Origin of the sequence: Klebsiella sp. BIGb0149 (assembly GCF_004362605.1) — a bacterium.
GTDB classification, from domain to species: Bacteria; Pseudomonadota; Gammaproteobacteria; order Enterobacterales; family Enterobacteriaceae; genus Klebsiella; species Klebsiella terrigena.
This window is the reverse complement of the sequence record NZ_SNYG01000001.1, coordinates 82315-97477: the sequence shown is the minus strand read 5'-3', so window position 1 is coordinate 97477 and position 15163 is coordinate 82315. Positions and strand designations below refer to the sequence as shown.

At 57.7% G+C, this 15163-nt stretch carries 17 protein-coding genes; 4 read left to right on the top strand and 13 right to left on the bottom strand.

What is annotated here, in order from left to right; translation table 11 throughout:
• Positions 1 to 6: 6 nt before the first annotated feature.
• A complete protein-coding gene (locus tag EDF75_RS00475; protein ID WP_133596394.1) occupies positions 7 to 981 on the top strand; it encodes an aldo/keto reductase in 975 nt (324 codons plus the stop codon).
• A 58-nt stretch (positions 982 to 1039) separates the two neighbouring features.
• Here the strand turns inward: EDF75_RS00475 and pgpA are convergent, their stop codons facing one another.
• The 6 genes from pgpA to nrdR form a co-directional block, all read right to left on the bottom strand.
• On the bottom strand, positions 1040 to 1552 hold the full coding sequence (gene pgpA / locus EDF75_RS00470) for a phosphatidylglycerophosphatase A (protein WP_166646127.1): 513 nt from the start codon (positions 1550 to 1552) through the stop codon (positions 1040 to 1042).
• A complete protein-coding gene (gene thiL, locus EDF75_RS00465) occupies positions 1533 to 2510 on the bottom strand; it encodes a thiamine-phosphate kinase (RefSeq protein WP_133596390.1) in 978 nt (325 codons plus the stop codon). Before thiL ends, pgpA begins: the two co-directional genes overlap by 20 nt.
• Before the next feature lie 97 nt (positions 2511 to 2607).
• A complete protein-coding gene (gene nusB / locus EDF75_RS00460) occupies positions 2608 to 3027 on the bottom strand; it encodes a transcription antitermination factor NusB (protein ID WP_041144291.1) in 420 nt (139 codons plus the stop codon).
• 22 nt (positions 3028 to 3049) lie between these two features.
• Positions 3050 to 3520: a 6,7-dimethyl-8-ribityllumazine synthase gene (gene ribH / locus EDF75_RS00455; protein ID WP_041144290.1), complete on the bottom strand. Its 471-nt coding sequence runs from the start codon at positions 3518 to 3520 to the stop codon at positions 3050 to 3052.
• A 197-nt stretch (positions 3521 to 3717) separates the two neighbouring features.
• Positions 3718 to 4821 carry a bifunctional diaminohydroxyphosphoribosylaminopyrimidine deaminase/5-amino-6-(5-phosphoribosylamino)uracil reductase RibD gene (ribD, locus tag EDF75_RS00450; RefSeq protein WP_133596389.1) on the bottom strand — a complete coding sequence of 368 codons (1104 nt, stop codon included), beginning with the start codon at positions 4819 to 4821 and terminating at the stop codon, positions 3718 to 3720.
• 3 nt (positions 4822 to 4824) lie between these two features.
• Positions 4825 to 5274 (bottom strand): transcriptional regulator NrdR, encoded by a 450-nt coding sequence (nrdR, locus tag EDF75_RS00445; protein WP_004858609.1) that lies wholly within the window; start codon positions 5272 to 5274, stop codon positions 4825 to 4827.
• 148 nt (positions 5275 to 5422) lie between these two features.
• Here nrdR and EDF75_RS00440 point away from each other — a divergent pair, with 148 nt between their 5' ends.
• Positions 5423 to 5965: a SadB/YajI family lipoprotein gene (locus EDF75_RS00440; protein ID WP_076944655.1), complete on the top strand. Its 543-nt coding sequence runs from the start codon at positions 5423 to 5425 to the stop codon at positions 5963 to 5965.
• Between the two features lie 290 nt (positions 5966 to 6255).
• The gene (locus EDF75_RS00435) at positions 6256 to 7140 is read left to right on the top strand and encodes a nucleoside-specific channel-forming protein Tsx (protein ID WP_045854198.1); all 885 of its coding nucleotides are present in this window, start codon (positions 6256 to 6258) and stop codon (positions 7138 to 7140) included.
• 51 nt (positions 7141 to 7191) lie between these two features.
• Here the strand turns inward: EDF75_RS00435 and EDF75_RS00430 are convergent, their stop codons facing one another.
• The 7 genes from EDF75_RS00430 to queA all read right to left on the bottom strand — a co-directional run bounded on the left by EDF75_RS00430 (position 7192) and on the right by queA (position 14047).
• On the bottom strand, positions 7192 to 7887 hold the full coding sequence (locus EDF75_RS00430) for a helix-turn-helix transcriptional regulator (RefSeq protein WP_128878946.1): 696 nt from the start codon (positions 7885 to 7887) through the stop codon (positions 7192 to 7194).
• Positions 7888 to 7936: 49 nt separating this feature from the next.
• Positions 7937 to 8314: a VOC family protein gene (locus tag EDF75_RS00425; RefSeq protein ID WP_133596387.1), complete on the bottom strand. Its 378-nt coding sequence runs from the start codon at positions 8312 to 8314 to the stop codon at positions 7937 to 7939.
• Between the two features lie 271 nt (positions 8315 to 8585).
• Positions 8586 to 9557: a protein translocase subunit SecF gene (gene secF, locus EDF75_RS00420; protein ID WP_045854195.1), complete on the bottom strand. Its 972-nt coding sequence runs from the start codon at positions 9555 to 9557 to the stop codon at positions 8586 to 8588.
• 10 nt (positions 9558 to 9567) lie between these two features.
• Positions 9568 to 11415: a protein translocase subunit SecD gene (gene secD / locus EDF75_RS00415; protein WP_072051773.1), complete on the bottom strand. Its 1848-nt coding sequence runs from the start codon at positions 11413 to 11415 to the stop codon at positions 9568 to 9570.
• 25 nt (positions 11416 to 11440) lie between these two features.
• Complete coding sequence (yajC, locus tag EDF75_RS00410) at positions 11441 to 11773, bottom strand: preprotein translocase subunit YajC (RefSeq protein WP_041144282.1); 333 nt, start codon at positions 11771 to 11773, stop codon at positions 11441 to 11443.
• Positions 11774 to 11795: 22 nt separating this feature from the next.
• A complete protein-coding gene (tgt, locus tag EDF75_RS00405) occupies positions 11796 to 12923 on the bottom strand; it encodes a tRNA guanosine(34) transglycosylase Tgt (protein ID WP_041144281.1) in 1128 nt (375 codons plus the stop codon).
• A 53-nt stretch (positions 12924 to 12976) separates the two neighbouring features.
• Positions 12977 to 14047 carry a tRNA preQ1(34) S-adenosylmethionine ribosyltransferase-isomerase QueA gene (gene queA / locus EDF75_RS00400; RefSeq protein ID WP_133596385.1) on the bottom strand — a complete coding sequence of 357 codons (1071 nt, stop codon included), beginning with the start codon at positions 14045 to 14047 and terminating at the stop codon, positions 12977 to 12979.
• Positions 14048 to 14414: 367 nt separating this feature from the next.
• Here queA and acpH point away from each other — a divergent pair, with 367 nt between their 5' ends.
• A complete protein-coding gene (gene acpH, locus EDF75_RS00390) occupies positions 14415 to 14996 on the top strand; it encodes an ACP phosphodiesterase (RefSeq protein ID WP_041144279.1) in 582 nt (193 codons plus the stop codon).
• Positions 14997 to 15163 lie beyond the last annotated feature (167 nt).

Genomic DNA, 15163 nt, shown 5'->3' with positions numbered 1-15163 from the left:
ATATCAATGCAATATATCACCCCTGAAGCAACCAACCTGCGGGTTTCCCGACTGTGTCTCGGCTGCATGACCTTCGGCGAGCCGGACCGGGGCAAACACGCCTGGACGCTACCGGAAGAGAGCAGCCGCCCGCTGATCCAGCGCGCTCTGGAAGGCGGCATCAACTTTTTTGATACTGCCAACAGTTACTCCGAAGGCAGCAGCGAAGAGATCGTTGGCCGCGCCCTGCGCGACTTTGCCCGCCGCGACGAAGTGGTGGTTGCCACCAAGGTTTACCACCAGGTGGGGGACCTGCCGGAAGGCCTCTCCCGCGCGCAAATTCTCCGCTCTATCGACGACAGCCTGCGGCGCCTGGGCATGGAGTACGTTGACCTGCTGCAAATCCACCGCTGGGATTACGCCACGCCCATTGAAGAGACCCTCGAGGCGTTGAACGAGGTGGTTAAGGCGGGTAAGGCGCGCTATATCGGCGCTTCATCGATGCATGCCCGCCAGTTTGCCCAGGCCCTGGAGCTGCAGGAGCGTAACGGCTGGGCGCGCTTCGTCACCATGCAGGATCATTACAACCTGATATACCGCGAAGAAGAGAACGAGATGCTGCCGCTGTGCAATCGCGCAGGGGTCTCGGTCATCCCCTGGAGCCCGCTGGCGCGCGGCCGTCTCACCCGCCCGTGGGGAGAAACCACCGCGCGGCTGGTCTCCGATGAGTTTGGCCAGTCGCTGTACAGCGCCAGCGATAGCAACGATGAGCTGATCGCGGCGAATCTCGCGGAGGTGGCGGAGGAGTTGGGCGTCGGGCGGGCGCAGGTGGCGCTGGCGTGGCTGCTGAGCAAACCCGGCGTGGCCGCGCCGATTATCGGCGCCTCGCGTCAGGATCAGCTGGACGAGCTGCTGAACGCCGTCGATTTAACGCTGACGCCGGAGCAGGTAGAAAAGCTGGAAGCGCCGTACAGGCCGCATCCGGTGGTCGGATTCAAATAGCCCGCCGGCGGCGTTAAGCCAGAACCCCGGCAGTCAGCGCACCGCCGGGGTTTTAGCGTCAGATAAGGCCGATCGGCCAGTGATGGCCGATGACGTAGAGCACGCCCGCCGAAATCACGCCGGCGACGATATCATCGACCATGATCCCCATTCCGCCGTGAATATTACGGTCGAACCAGCGAATCGGCCACGGCTTCCACATATCGAAAATGCGGAAAATGACGAATCCGCCGGCCACCCACTGCCAGTCAAGAGTCGGCAGCGCCATCAGGGTTATCCACATCCCGACAAACTCATCCCAGACGATGCTGCCGTGATCGTGAGTGCCCATATCTTTGGCCGTGCGGTGGCAGATATAGACCCCAATACAGATGCTCATCATCACCACCAGCGAATAGAGCTGCCAGGGCAGAAACGTCATCAGGTACCAAAACGGAATCGACGCCAGCGACCCCATAGTCCCGGGGACGATGGGGCTTAGCCCGCTGCCGAAGCCGGTCGCCAGCAGATGCCAGGGGTTAAGCAGGTTCAGCCGACTTTTTGCGATATCTTTACTGCGCGCCAAAATGATCGTACCCCTTTAAATCAAGCTTCACCGGCTTGCCCCCCTGCAGAAACTGCAGGCCGTCAGCCTCGGCGCAAACCTGCCCGATGCAGGTAAATCGCGCCCCGAGCTGGCCGATAGCCACGTCGAGCGCGCCGCGATTGAGCTCCGGTACGGTAAAGCACAGCTCATAATCTTCGCCGCCGGCAAGCGCCCAGCGCAGGGCCGTCTCCGGCGCAACCTGACGCTGCATCGCCTCGGATAGCGGCATCGCGTCAAGGTCGATGCGCGCCCCGCAGCCGCTGGCTTTGAGGATATGGCCCAGATCGGAGACCAGCCCGTCGGAAAGATCGATAGCCGAGCTCGCCAGATCGCGCAGCGCCTGGCCCTGCAGCACGCGCGGCATCGGGCGCAGATGGCGCGCCAGCAGATAGTCGGCGTCGGCGGCGTCAGCCACCGCCAGCCGCTCCTGCAGTATCGCCAGCCCGGCGGCGCTGTCGCCGGGCGTACCGGTCACGTAAATCCAGTCGCCGGGCTTCGCCCCGGAGCGCTTCAGGGCGCGTCCCGGCGGCACAAAACCGTGGATTCCCAGCGTCATCGACAGCGGACCGCGGGTGGTATCACCGCCGATCAGCTGCATGTCGTAATAGTTGAGCAGCATAAACAGGCTATCGCTGAAGGACTCCAGCCACGCCTCGTCCACCTCCGGCAGCGTCAGCGCCAGCGTTAGCCACGCCGGCTCCGCGCCCATCGCCGCGAGGTCGCTCAGATTAACGGCCAGCGCTTTATAGGCCAGATCGGCAGGATCGATATCAGGTAAGAAATGGTTGCCCGCCACCAGGGTGTCGGTGCTGATTGCCAGCGTTTTTTTCTCGGGAATATTCAGGAGTGCGCAGTCGTCGCCAATGCCGGTTTCCACATCGAGACGCATGCTTTTTACGCGATCAAAATAACGGGCAATCAGGGAGAATTCGCCGCATGCCATACGTTATGCCTCAGCAAAAGAAAAAAATGAGAGCCTACCGAAATAGGCTCTAAGGCCGGGTTCACGAGGATGAGTCCTGCAAAGCCCGACCTGGAGTTTACTTTTTGTTGGGACGAATTGCCGGAGCTGCTTTATCCAGCACGCCGTTGACAAACTTGTGACTATCTTCAGCGCCGAAGGTTTTCGCCAGCTCAATGGCTTCATTGATGGCGACTTTGTACGGCACATCGTCACGTTTTGACAGTTCGAACAGCGCGATACGCAGTACCGCCTTCTCAACCTGGCCCAGCTCTTCAAGCAGGCGGGACAGGTACGGCTTCATCAGGCCGTCGAGGTATGCGCTGTTAGTCGCCACTCCGGACAGCAGTTCGCGAAAATACGGAACGTCGACATCTTTAACGTCCTGTTCCGCCAGGAACTGGTATTCAACATCAGAGATGTCGTTTTTCGACAACTGCCAGGAGTAAAGCGCCTGGACAGCACACTCACGGGCGCGGCGACGAGCAGCAGGTTTCACGGAATTCCCCTTACAAAAAAATTCAGGCCTTGATGGCTTTCAATACGTTAATCATTTCCAGCGCGGTCAGCGCAGCTTCTGCGCCCTTGTTACCGGCTTTGGTGCCAGCGCGTTCGATGGCTTGCTCAATGCTTTCGGTGGTCAGAACACCAAAGGCTACCGGAACCTCGCTTTCCTGGGCGACGTGCGCCAGGCCATTGCTTGCTCCGCCAGCCACATATTCAAAGTGCGCGGTACCGCCACGGATCACCGTACCCAGCGCAATTATCGCGTCATATTTACCGGTTTTTGCCAGTGCGCCAGCCGCCAGCGGCAGCTCATACGCGCCTGGAACCCAAACAACGGTAATATTGTCATCTTTTACCTGACCGATGCGCTTCAGGGCGTCGATAGCACCTTCCAGCAGGCTGTCATTGATAAAGTTGTTGAAACGCGCAATGGTGATGGCGACGCGAGCGTCCGGGGTAGCAACGTTAGCTTCAATAATGTTCATACTCTTCCTTCGGGTTCATTTGGCCCCGCAAGGGGGGCGGATTCTACCATAATATTTTATACACTTCATCCTGCAAACTGCTCTGACGTGAGCTGCGGCTGACCCGGCCACTATTCAGGCTGCGTCCCTCGCTGACCGTCTCGTCGCATGCTGAATAACCAGGCGTACCGGCGCGGTTTCCCCGTCTGGCAGGGCAATCACGCGCTGACTAAATGCAGGCAAACGTCCGGCCCTACATGACGTATCTCGTTGAATTTGAAATGGGGAGCGTCGGCCAGCTTCTCAAGCCCCGGCAGCGCGCAGAGCCCGCGCGCGTCGCTTCCTAACAGTTTAGGCGCAATGTAGAGGATAAGCTCGTCCACCAGCCCCGCCTGCAGCAGCGCCCCGGCCAGGGCAGGACCGGCCTCCACCCAGATGCTGTTAACCTGCTGCTTGCCCAGCTGCATCATCAGCACCACCAGATCGAGATGGCCTTTATGCTCCGGGATCTGCAGAGTGCGCACGTTCTCAGGCCACTCGCGGGAGTCCTGATGGGTGCGGGCAAACAGCGTTTCTCCCGCCTGCTGCACGATGCGGTGCTGCGGCGTTACGCGGTTTTGGCTGTCGATGACAATACGCAGCGGCTGGCGCAGATTCTCCTGCGGATAGCGCGCCTGAATATCAGGAGTGAGCTCGTCCCAGCGCACGGTCAGCGCCGGATCGTCCGCGAGGACGGTGGCGCTGCTGGTGAGGATCGCATGGCTTTGCGCGCGCAGGCGCTGCACGTCGCGTCGCGCCTGCGGGGAGGTGATCCACTGGCTTTCGCCGCTGGCCATTGCCGTGCGGCCGTCAAGCGAGGCGCCCATTTTTAGCTGAATATAGGGAAAGCCGGTGCGCATCCGCTTCAGGAAGCCCTTATTCAGCGCTTCTGCCTCGCCCATCAGCAGGCCGTGGCTGACGTCGATACCTTCCTGCTGCAGGCGATACAGACCGCGCCCGGCCACCTGCGGGTTGGGGTCCTGCATCGCGGCCACCACCCGCACGACGCCTGCGGCAATCAGGGCATCGCAGCACGGCGGCGTGCGCCCGTGATGGCTGCAGGGCTCCAGGGTGACGTAGGCGGTGGCGCCTTTGGCCCTTTCACCGGCCATGCGCAGCGCGTGCACTTCGGCATGCGGCTCGCCGGCGCGGTAGTGGAAACCTTCGCCAACAATTTCGCCGTCTTTAACAATGATGCAGCCGACGTTCGGGTTTGGATGGGTGGTGAAGCGACCGCGCGCGGCGAGCCTGAGCGCGCGTGCCATGTATATTTCGTCACGCATGGCTTAATCCTGTAAGCGGGCGATCTCTTCGCCGAATTCTTTGATGTCTTCAAAACTGCGATAGACGGAAGCGAAGCGGATGTAGGCGACTTTATCGAGCTTCTTCAGCTGCTCCATCACCAGGTTACCGATCATTTTGCTGGGAACTTCGCGTTCACCGGTGCCGCGCAGATGCGTTTTGATGTGGTTGAGCGCCATTTCTACATCGTCGGCGCTGACCGGACGCTTTTCTAACGCTTTGAGCATCCCGCTGCGCAGCTTATCTTCGTTGAAGGGTTCGCGAACGTCGTTGCTTTTTACCACTCGCGGCATCACCAGCTCGGCCACTTCGAAGGTGGTAAAGCGTTCATTGCAGACCAGGCACTGCCGGCGACGACGTACAGAAGAGCCCTCCCCCACCAGGCGAGAGTCGATCACTTTAGTATCTACGGCGAAACAGAAAGGGCAGTGCATAGCGCGTCCTGGCATCAAGTTAAACTGGCAGGTAGTTTACCGCGAAGTGACCCGACTACAAAGAAAGAGCTTTTGAGACAAAGGATCTATAGTGCGCTTATGCAAACGATCTACCATTAAGCATCCCTCTGTTAACGGAATCCCGACCATGACAAGACGTTATTTGCAGCTGGCGATTGTGGGTAGCCTTTTTACGCTCAGCGCCTGCGCTCAGCAAAGCGAAGTTCGCCAGATGAATCAGAGCGTGAGCACGTTGAGCAAGGAGATGACCCAGCTCAATCAGCAAACGGTGAAAATTACCCAGCAAAACGCCCTTAACGCGAAGTCCAGCAGCGGCGTTTACCTGCTGCCCGGCGCGAAAACCCCGGCGCGGCTGAACAGCCAGATAGGCACCCTGCGGATGTCGCTGCGCGATATCGCTCCCGACGGCGACGGCACCCGCCTGACGCTGCGTATCCAGGGCGAATCAAACGATCCGCTGCCGGCGTTTAGCGCAACCGTGGCCTCCGGGCAGATCAGCGGCACCACCGAGAGCTACCGGGAGGTCAACGTCCGCGACCAGCTGATTAGCGCCCCCGCCAGCATTCTGGCACCGAGCGACGTCGATATTCCGCTACGCCTCAGCGGCGTCACGCCGGAGCAGCTAGGCTTCGTACGCATCCACGATATTCAGCCCGCAGACGCGCAGTAAGCTCCCCGCCGGGCGTTTCTGACGCCCGGTTTTCCCCGCAAAAATCCACTTACAATTTTTCGCAACAGTTCAGAAAAAATGGGCATCAGTGATGAATTTCAGTGGCATTCTGTCAAGAAATGCATAGAATCGTGAACGCAATCGATTACGCATGTTTTCGATCTGTGAAACAACACATATTTTTGTGAGCAATGATTCCTATAATAGACGCCACAGAAATACGAAATATTTAGATACGCTTCGGCAAATTTCTTCACGCCTTTCGGCTCAATTTAAACAGTGGCATCAATATGAAAAAAACATTACTGGCAGCAAGCGCCGTCGTGGCGCTCTCCGCATCTTTCACTGCCGGCGCGGCAGAAAACGACAAACCGCAGTACCTGTCTGATTGGTGGCACCAGAGTGTAAACGTGGTGGGTAGCTACCACACCCGTTTTGGGCCACAAATCCGTAACGATACCTACCTGGAATACGAAGCCTTTGCCAAGAAAGACTGGTTTGATTTCTATGGTTACATGGATGCACCGGTATTCTTCGGCGGTAACACCAACGCAAAAGGTATCTGGAACCACGGTTCCCCGCTGTTTATGGAAATTGAGCCGCGTTTCTCTATCGATAAGCTGACCAATACCGACCTGAGCTTCGGTCCGTTTAAAGAGTGGTATTTCGCTAACAACTACATCTACGACATGGGCCGCAACGCGTCCGGTCGCCAGAGCACCTGGTATATGGGTCTCGGTACCGACATCGATACCGGCCTGCCGATGAGCCTCTCCCTGAACGTCTACGCCAAATACCAGTGGCAGAACTACGGCGCATCCAACGAAAACGAGTGGGATGGCTACCGCTTCAAGGTGAAATACTTTGTTCCGCTGACCGACCTGTGGGGCGGCTCGCTGAGCTACATCGGCTTCACCAACTTTGACTGGGGCTCCGATCTGGGCGATGACAACTTCTACGACCAGAACGGCAAACACGCGCGCACCAGCAACTCCATCGCTTCCAGCCACATCCTGGCGCTGAACTACGCACACTGGCACTACTCGGTAGTGGCTCGTTACTTCCATAACGGCGGTCAGTGGGCTAACGACGCGAAGCTGAACTTCGGTGACGGCGACTTCAACGTTCGCTCTACCGGCTGGGGTGGTTACTTCGTGGTGGGTTACAACTTCTAATCCTGCCCGATGGTCCCCGGCCTCTGCGCCGGGGATATCGATTGAGCCGCATTATGCTTCGCGATCTTCGCACCTCACCTTACGCAGAAAATCACTCAATGAACGGTCTGCCCGCTCGCTGAAAAGGCGCCCGGTAGCCGCCACTTCCAGACAGCGGTCGAGACGAAAGCAGCGGTAATCATCGCGCAGCTCGCACCAGCTCACCAGCAGCCAGCGCTCGCCCCAGAAAAAGAGCCCCAGCGGCAGCACCTCACGCTGCGACACCTTTCCTGCTTCGTCGCGATAGTGCAGCGCCAGCACCCGCTGACCGGAAACCGCCCGATGCACCAGATCGAACTGCGTCTTGCTATAGCCCTGAACACCAAAGTCCGGCGCAAACAACCGCGACTGCTCGGCCTTGCGCCGGCTCTCCTCAGGCAAAATCGCCAGCACCTTTTCCTGAGCCGACTCCAGCGCCTGGGACAGCGATTCGCCTCCCCAGGTTTGCAGCAGCCGAATGGCGGCCACCAGCGCCTCCGACTCCTGGGTCGTCAGCATTAGCGGCGGCAAGCTGTAGCCGGCCAGCAGGCGATATCCGCTGCCGGCCTCGCCCTCCACCGGCACGCCGGAGAGCGACAGGTCGCGGATATCCCGGTAGATGGTGCGCTCCGATACGCCGAGCCGCTCCGCCAGCAGTCCGGCGGTGGTCAGCCTTCTTCCCCGCAGGATCTGCACGATTTGAAAAAGGCGGTCGGCGCGTCGGCTCATTCTCTTTTCTCTTATTGTTTAGGGCCTGTCCCGCAGGCCTCACTGAGCATCACTGGGACAGGTTCTTCGGCTGATGCAGGCCAATCCGATTACCTTCGCTGTCAATAAACAGCGCGATGGCGCCAATATCGTTCGACAGCTCAAGCGGGCCAAAGACGCAGCTGCCGCCGGCAGAGCTTACGCGGTCGAGCGTCGCGGACAGATTGTCGGTATGCAGATAGATAATACATCCCTGAGCAGCAGGTTTAACCCCGTCAAATTTTGCCAGCGCACCGCCGGGAGCCGGTTCCTGGTACGGGAACACGGCCATTTCAGCACCATCCATATTTTCCCGACGCAGCGTCACCTGCAGCACCGGCTCGTAAAACGCCACCGCGCGATCCATATCGGCGACCGGAATTTCAAACCAGTTAATTACGTTGTTCATACATCCTCCTGTCCATTGTTTGGCTTCAGGAGAAGTCTACGACAGGGCTACTGACAGCGTAGTGTCAGCAGCGTTCGGCTTCCACGGCGGTTAACCCGCCGTGCAGGCCGTGCCGGAGGGTCGATTGGGGAGTGCGAAGAGGGTTACGACGGCCCCGGGCGTTACTCCATGTCACAACGTGCGGATAATGGAGAGTAGCCAAAACTGGCGACGCTGTAATAAAAAAATCCCGGCCTTGCGACCGGGATTGCGTTATCAGAACGGAACTGCCTTACGGCAGAATTGACGGCTGATCCGCCCCTTCTTTCTCCACTTTCTGCTGCAGCATATGCTCGCGCTTCATGCCCAGCTTCAGCGCCAGCGCGGACGCCACGTAGATAGAAGAGGCCGTACCGATGGAGACACCGATCAGCATCGTCAGCGAGAAGCCTTCGAGAACCGGACCGCCAAAGAGATACAGCATCAGGATCACCACTAACGTGGTCCCGGAAGTGATCAAGGTACGGTGCAGCGTCTGGGTCAACGACACGTTGAAGATCTCGTACGGCGTACCGCGGCGGATCTTACGGAAGTTTTCACGAATACGGTCAGATACCACGATGCTGTCGTTCAGCGAGTAGCCGATAACCGACATCAGCGAGGCAACGATGGTCAGGTCAATCTCGATATGGAACAGCGAGAGGATACCCATCGTAATGACCACATCGTGCGCCAGGGCGATGACCACCCCGGCGGCAAGACGCCATTCGAAACGGAAGCCGACGTATACCAGGATACAGATCAGCGCCGCCAGCAGCGCCATCGCACCGCTTTGCGCAAGATCGGCCCCGACGCTCGGCCCCACGAACTCGATTCGTTTAACCGTCGCGTCCTGGCTGGTCGATTGGTTAATCACGCTCACGACCTTGCTGCCCAGCTCCTGGCTGACGTTGGTATCATGTACCGGCGGCATACGTACCATGATGTCGCGGCTGCTGCCGAAGTTCTGCAGCTGCGGCTCTTCAAAGCCCGCCTTCTGCAGCGCTTCGCGCATCTGGTCCAGATCCGCGGGTTTTTCGAGGGTAATTTCAATCACCGTACCGCCGGTGAAATCGAGACCCCAGTTAAACCCACGCACGCCCATCACGACAATGGCGGCAATCAGCAGAAAACCGGAAATGCCGAAAGCCCAGTAGTCCCAGCGCATAAAGTCATAGACTTTACGGCCGTGGTTCAATTGTTCAACAGTATATTCCTGTGCCACAACGCACTCCTCAGATAGACAGCTTTTTAACGCGCTTGCCGCCGTACAGCAGGTTCACGATGGCACGGGTGCCGACGATAGCGGTAAACATCGAGGTTGCCACACCGATACCGGTGGTAATAGCAAACCCTTTAATTGCACCGGTACCGACCGCGTACAGGATGATAACTTTGATCAACGTCGTAATGTTCGCATCGAAGATCGAGCTGAATGCGCCCCTGTAACCTTCATCAATCGCCTGCTGAACGGAACGTCCGTTGCTCAACTCTTCTTTAATACGCTCGTTGATCAGAACGTTCGCATCGACCGCCACCGCAAGGGTTAAAACGATACCCGCAATCCCCGGCATACTCAGCGTCGCCCCAGGCAGCAGGGACATGATACCGACGATCAGCACCAGGTTAGCCACCAGCGCGGAGGTCGCAATCAGGCCGAATTTCTTATAGAAGAAGATCATGAACAGGATAGACACCACCAGACCGGCCAGACACGCTTCCAGGCCCTGCTTGATGTTCTGCATACCCAGGGTCGGGCCGATAGTCCGTTCTTCAACGATCTGAATCGGCGCGATCAGCGCACCGGCACGCAGCAGCAGAGAGAGCTGACGCGCTTCGTTCGGGTTGCTGATACCGGTAATACGGAAGCTGTTACCCAGGCGAGACTGGATATTGGCGATGTTAATCACCTCTTCCTCTTTCGCCAGAATGGCGCGACCGTTGGCATCTTTCTTACCGCTGTCTTTGTACTCCACAAACAGGGTCGCCATCGGCTTACCGATGTTGTCCTTGGTGAAGTTAGACATGATGTTACCACCGGCGCTGTCGAGCGAGATGTTAACCTGCGGCTGGTTGAACTCGTCCATGCTGGAAGTGGAGTCGGTGATATGGTCACCGGTCAGAATCACGCGCTTGTACAGCACAACCGGCTGACCTTCACGCGTACTTTTCACTTCAGAATCGCCAGGAACGCGGCCGGAAGCGGCTGCGGAGCTGTCAACGTTGCTGTTAACCAGACGGAATTCCAGGGTCGCGGTGGCGCCAAGAATCTCTTTCGCGCGCGCGGTATCCTGAATACCCGGCAGCTCAACCACGATGCGGTCGGCACCCTGACGCTGAACCAGCGGCTCGGCAACGCCCAGCTGGTTTACACGGTTACGCAGAATGTTGATGTTCTGCTGCACGGCGTATTCGCGGGCTTCTTTCAGACGCTCGTCGGTCATCACCGCTTTCAGGCCGGTGCTGCCCTGAGTTGAGATAACCAGGTCGCGGTGACGCGGGCTAAGATACGAGATTGCCTGATCGCGCGCGGTAGCGTCACGGAAAGCGATGCTCAGACCAAAATTGTCTTCTTTACGCACGGTGGAGTAAGGAATGCCTTTATCACGCAGCTCGCTGCGCAGGCTGTCGATATTTTGTTCCTGCAGTTTGCCCAGCGCGGTGTCCATATCGACTTCCATCAGGAAGTGTACGCCGCCGCGAAGGTCAAGACCCAGCTTCATCGGCTCGGCATGGATGGCCGCCAGCCAGCGCGGGGTTGCCGGAGCAAGGTTCAGCGCCACGACGTATTTATCACCCAACACGTCCACCAGCACTTCGCGTGCGCGGAGCTGGACATCGGTGGTGTCGAAGCGCGCAAGAATTGCGCCCTCTTCCAGTGCCACAGACTTAGCGGTAATTTTTTCTTCTTGTAACGTTTTCTGGACCTGGATCAGCGTTTGCTCACTGGCGGCGACGCCGCGCGCGCCAGTGATTTGAACGGCCGGATCCTCACCATACAGGTTGGGGAGCGCATACAGCAGGCCGACGACAATGACGACGACCAGCATGACGTACTTCCACAAAGGATAACGGTTTAACACGGCAGTTCCCTTAGGGAAAAGTGGATTACAGCGCCTTCATGGTGCCTTTCGGCAGAACGGCGGCTACGAAGTCACGTTTGATAACCACTTCAGTGGTGTCGTTCAGTGCGATAGCGATGTATCCGCTTTCGGCAACTTTAGTGACGCGACCAACCAGGCCACCATTCGTCAGCACTTCATCACCTTTGGCGATGGAGCTCATCAGATTTTTATGTTCTTTGCTGCGTTTCTGCTGTGGGCGCAGGATCATGAAGTAAAAAATCAGACCAAACACCACCAGCATCAGGATCAGAGACATCGGGCTGCTCTGCGCTGCGCCACCGGTTGCTGCTGCCGCATCAGAAATGAAAAAGCTCATTGAAATTCCCTCATTATTAAAATTAATCAACGTTCAAAGGAGGAACGGTTCGTCCCTGACGTTGGTAAAAATCGGCCACGAAGCTCTCTAATTTACCCTCTTCAATAGCCTTGCGTAAACCAGCCATTAAGCGCTGATAATAACGCAGGTTATGAATGGTGTTGAGGCGCGCGCCCAATATTTCGTTGCAACGATCGAGATGATGCAAGTAAGCGCGTGAATAATTGCGACATGTATAGCAATCACATTCGGCATCCAGCGTCGCCGTATCGCTTTTATGCTTCGCATTACGGATTTTTACGACGCCATCGGTGACGAACAGGTGACCGTTACGCGCGTTACGCGTAGGCATAACGCAGTCGAACATATCGATACCGCGACGTACCCCTTCAACCAGATCTTCCGGCTTGCCGACGCCCATCAAATATCGCGGCTTGTCGGCCGGGATCTGCGGGCAGACGTGCTCGAGAATACGGTGCATGTCCTCTTTCGGCTCGCCGACAGCCAAACCGCCGACAGCGTAGCCATCAAAGCCGATATCTACCAGACCTTTAACGGAGATATCACGTAAATCTTCGTAAACGCTGCCCTGAATGATGCCGAAGAGCGCGTTTTTGTTGCCCAGGCCGTCAAAGCGGTCACGGCTGCGCTGCGCCCAGCGCAGGGACATCTCCATTGAGCGTTTGGCATAGTCCCAGTCCGCCGGATACGGCGTACATTCGTCGAAGATCATCACGATATCGGAACCGAGATCGAACTGAATCTCCATCGATTTTTCCGGATCGAGGAAGATAGGATCGCCGTTGATGGGGTTGCGGAAGTGTACGCCCTGCTCGGTTATCTTGCGGATATCGCCGAGGCTGAAGACCTGAAAACCGCCGGAATCGGTGAGAATCGGCCCTTTCCACTGCATGAAGTCGTGCAGGTCGCCGTGCAGCTTCATGATCTCCTGACCAGGACGCAGCCACAGGTGGAACGTGTTGCCCAGAATGATCTGCGCGCCGGTGGCTTCAACTTCCTCCGGCGTCATTCCTTTAACGGTACCGTAGGTCCCAACGGGCATAAATGCAGGCGTTTCAACCACGCCGCGCTCAAACACCAGGCGACCGCGGCGGGCGCGACCGTCGGTGGTATCCAGTTCAAATTTCATTATCACTCCTGCGTCAGAAAAACAGTCTGACGTTAAACACTCATGTCGCGGAGTTATTCCCCGACACGCTCAAAAATAGCCCGCGGATTGTACGTGATAAACATCGCGTCCCCGTAGCTAAAAAAGCGATATTTTTGTTCTACCGCAGCCTTATAGGCGTTCATGGTGTGCTGATAGCCGGCAAACGCCGAAACCAGCATAATCAGAGTAGATTCAGGCAGATGGAAATTGGTAACCAGCGCATCCACCGCTTTGTACTGATATCCCGGATAGATAAAAATCTTCGTGTCGCCGAAGAAAGGTTCGATCAGATCGTTTTTTGCCGCCTGGGCCGCGCTCTCCAGCGAGCGTACCGAGGTCGTTCCCACGGCGATAACGCGGCTGCCGCGCGCTTTGGCGGCCAGCACCGCGTCAACCACGTCCTGCGGGACTTCGGCATATTCGGAGTGCATGATGTGCTCTTCGATGCTGTCCACGCGCACCGGCTGGAACGTCCCCGCGCCAACGTGCAGCGTCACGAACGCCATCTCAACGCCTTTCTCGCGCAGCTTTTCCAGCAGCGGCTCGTCAAAGTGCAGGCCCGCGGTCGGCGCGGCTACCGCGCCCGGCCTGACGCTATAAACGGTCTGGTACAGCTCGCGGTCGGCTTCTTCATCCGGGCGGTCGATATAGGGCGGCAGCGGCATATGGCCGATGCTGTTAAGAATATCCAGCACCGGACGCTCGTCGTTAAACTCGACTTCAAACAGCGCGTCGTGGCGTGCCACCATCGTCGCCTGGATGCTTTCATCATCGCCCAGCAGCAGCTCGGCGCCCGGCTTCGGCGCCTTCGAGGCGCGGATGTGCGCCAGGATGCGTTTGTCATCCAGCATGCGCTCGACCAGCACTTCAATCTTGCCGCCGCTGGCCTTACGCCCGAACAGGCGCGCCGGGATCACCCGGGTATTGTTAAAGACCAGCAGATCGCCGGGATTAAGCTTATCGAGCAGATCGGTGAAGGTGCCGTGCGTCAGCGCGCCCGTCGGCCCGTCTAACGACAGCAAGCGGCAGCTACTGCGCTCAGGCTGCGGGTAGTGGGCAATCAGGGATTCGGGTAGTTCAAAGGAAAAATCGGTAACGCGCATGACGGTGGCTCAGACTAAATAAAGAGGCGGGTAGTCTAGTGCCGGGGCGTTCTCCCTGCAACCTTTACCCCGCAGCACGGTTATAATACTCTAAATAATTCGCGCTGCAGGACAAGACGCCTGTGCCTTGAACAGCGCCTGCGCTGGCCCCATCAGGGCGAGGCCGTCGGCCGAGTCATGCGGCAACCGGGAGGCAAATTCGTCAGCAACGAATTTAACCTGCCGAGGTCTGGCCTCCGGTGAGGGGCATGGATATCCTTCATTAATCCCGGGCGCTTAGTCAACTCGGTGACCGGGAAGAACAAGGCCCACGAATGGACCGAGTAAGGAAGCCAACGCACATGCAACCGGAAGTACAACGAGTATTATGAATTTTCTCGCACACCTGCACTTAGCCCACCTTGCCGACAGCTCGCTGCCGGGCAACCTGCTGGCCGATTTCGTCCGCGGTAATCCGCAGTCGGACTATCCCCTGGAGATCGTTGACGGCATCTTTATGCATCGGCGAATAGACGTCATGACCGACAATCTGGCGGAAGTTAAGGCTGCCCGGGAGTGGTTTCGTCCGCAGACCCGGCGCGTGGCGCCGATTACGCTAGACGTCATGTGGGATCACTTTCTCTCGCACCACTGGGACCGCATCTCACCCGATATGCCGCTCAGCGAGTTCGTCCGCTATGCTCATGCCCAGGTGGCAACCATTTTGCCGGATTCGCCGCCGCGCTTCGTCAATCTCAATGAGTACATGTGGTCCGAGCGCTGGCTCGAGCGCTATGAGGATATGGCGTTTATCCAGCGCGTCCTTAACGGAATGGCCAGCCGTCGCCCGCGCCTCGACGCCCTGCGCGACTCCTGGCAGGACCTCGATACCCACTACGACAAGCTGGAGCAGCAGTTCTGGCTTTTTTATCCGCGCATGATGGCGCAGGCGAAAAATCGCGAACTCTAGCGGTTGCGTTTGCTGACAAAAAGGCTATCCTGAAGGTCACACTTCGATATCCATTGATAGGTAAAACCTATCTCATCGATTGTCAGCCTCACGTTGAGTTCGCTCGCTCCCGCCCCTATACTTGCCCGCGTTGCGTTTCAATTAACCTTAGTATTAACAGGAGAATC

What these genes read in the sequence shown, in the direction of transcription:
- EDF75_RS00475 (WP_133596394.1), top strand. Translation starts at nt 7, where the DNA reads ATGCAATATATCACCCCTGAAGCAACCAACCTGCGGGTTTCCCGACTG.
- thiL (WP_133596390.1), bottom strand. Translation starts at nt 2,510, where the DNA reads ATGGCATGCGGCGAATTCTCCCTGATTGCCCGTTATTTTGATCGCGTA.
- ribH (WP_041144290.1), bottom strand. Translation starts at nt 3,520, where the DNA reads ATGAACATTATTGAAGCTAACGTTGCTACCCCGGACGCTCGCGTCGCC.
- ribD (WP_133596389.1), bottom strand. Translation starts at nt 4,821, where the DNA reads ATGCGTGACGAAATATACATGGCACGCGCGCTCAGGCTCGCCGCGCGC.
- nrdR (WP_004858609.1), bottom strand. Translation starts at nt 5,274, where the DNA reads ATGCACTGCCCTTTCTGTTTCGCCGTAGATACTAAAGTGATCGACTCT.
- EDF75_RS00440 (WP_076944655.1), top strand. Translation starts at nt 5,423, where the DNA reads ATGACAAGACGTTATTTGCAGCTGGCGATTGTGGGTAGCCTTTTTACG.
- EDF75_RS00435 (WP_045854198.1), top strand. Translation starts at nt 6,256, where the DNA reads ATGAAAAAAACATTACTGGCAGCAAGCGCCGTCGTGGCGCTCTCCGCA.
- EDF75_RS00430 (WP_128878946.1), bottom strand. Translation starts at nt 7,887, where the DNA reads ATGAGCCGACGCGCCGACCGCCTTTTTCAAATCGTGCAGATCCTGCGG.
- EDF75_RS00425 (WP_133596387.1), bottom strand. Translation starts at nt 8,314, where the DNA reads ATGAACAACGTAATTAACTGGTTTGAAATTCCGGTCGCCGATATGGAT.
- yajC (WP_041144282.1), bottom strand. Translation starts at nt 11,773, where the DNA reads ATGAGCTTTTTCATTTCTGATGCGGCAGCAGCAACCGGTGGCGCAGCG.
- tgt (WP_041144281.1), bottom strand. Translation starts at nt 12,923, where the DNA reads ATGAAATTTGAACTGGATACCACCGACGGTCGCGCCCGCCGCGGTCGC.
- queA (WP_133596385.1), bottom strand. Translation starts at nt 14,047, where the DNA reads ATGCGCGTTACCGATTTTTCCTTTGAACTACCCGAATCCCTGATTGCC.
- acpH (WP_041144279.1), top strand. Translation starts at nt 14,415, where the DNA reads ATGAATTTTCTCGCACACCTGCACTTAGCCCACCTTGCCGACAGCTCG.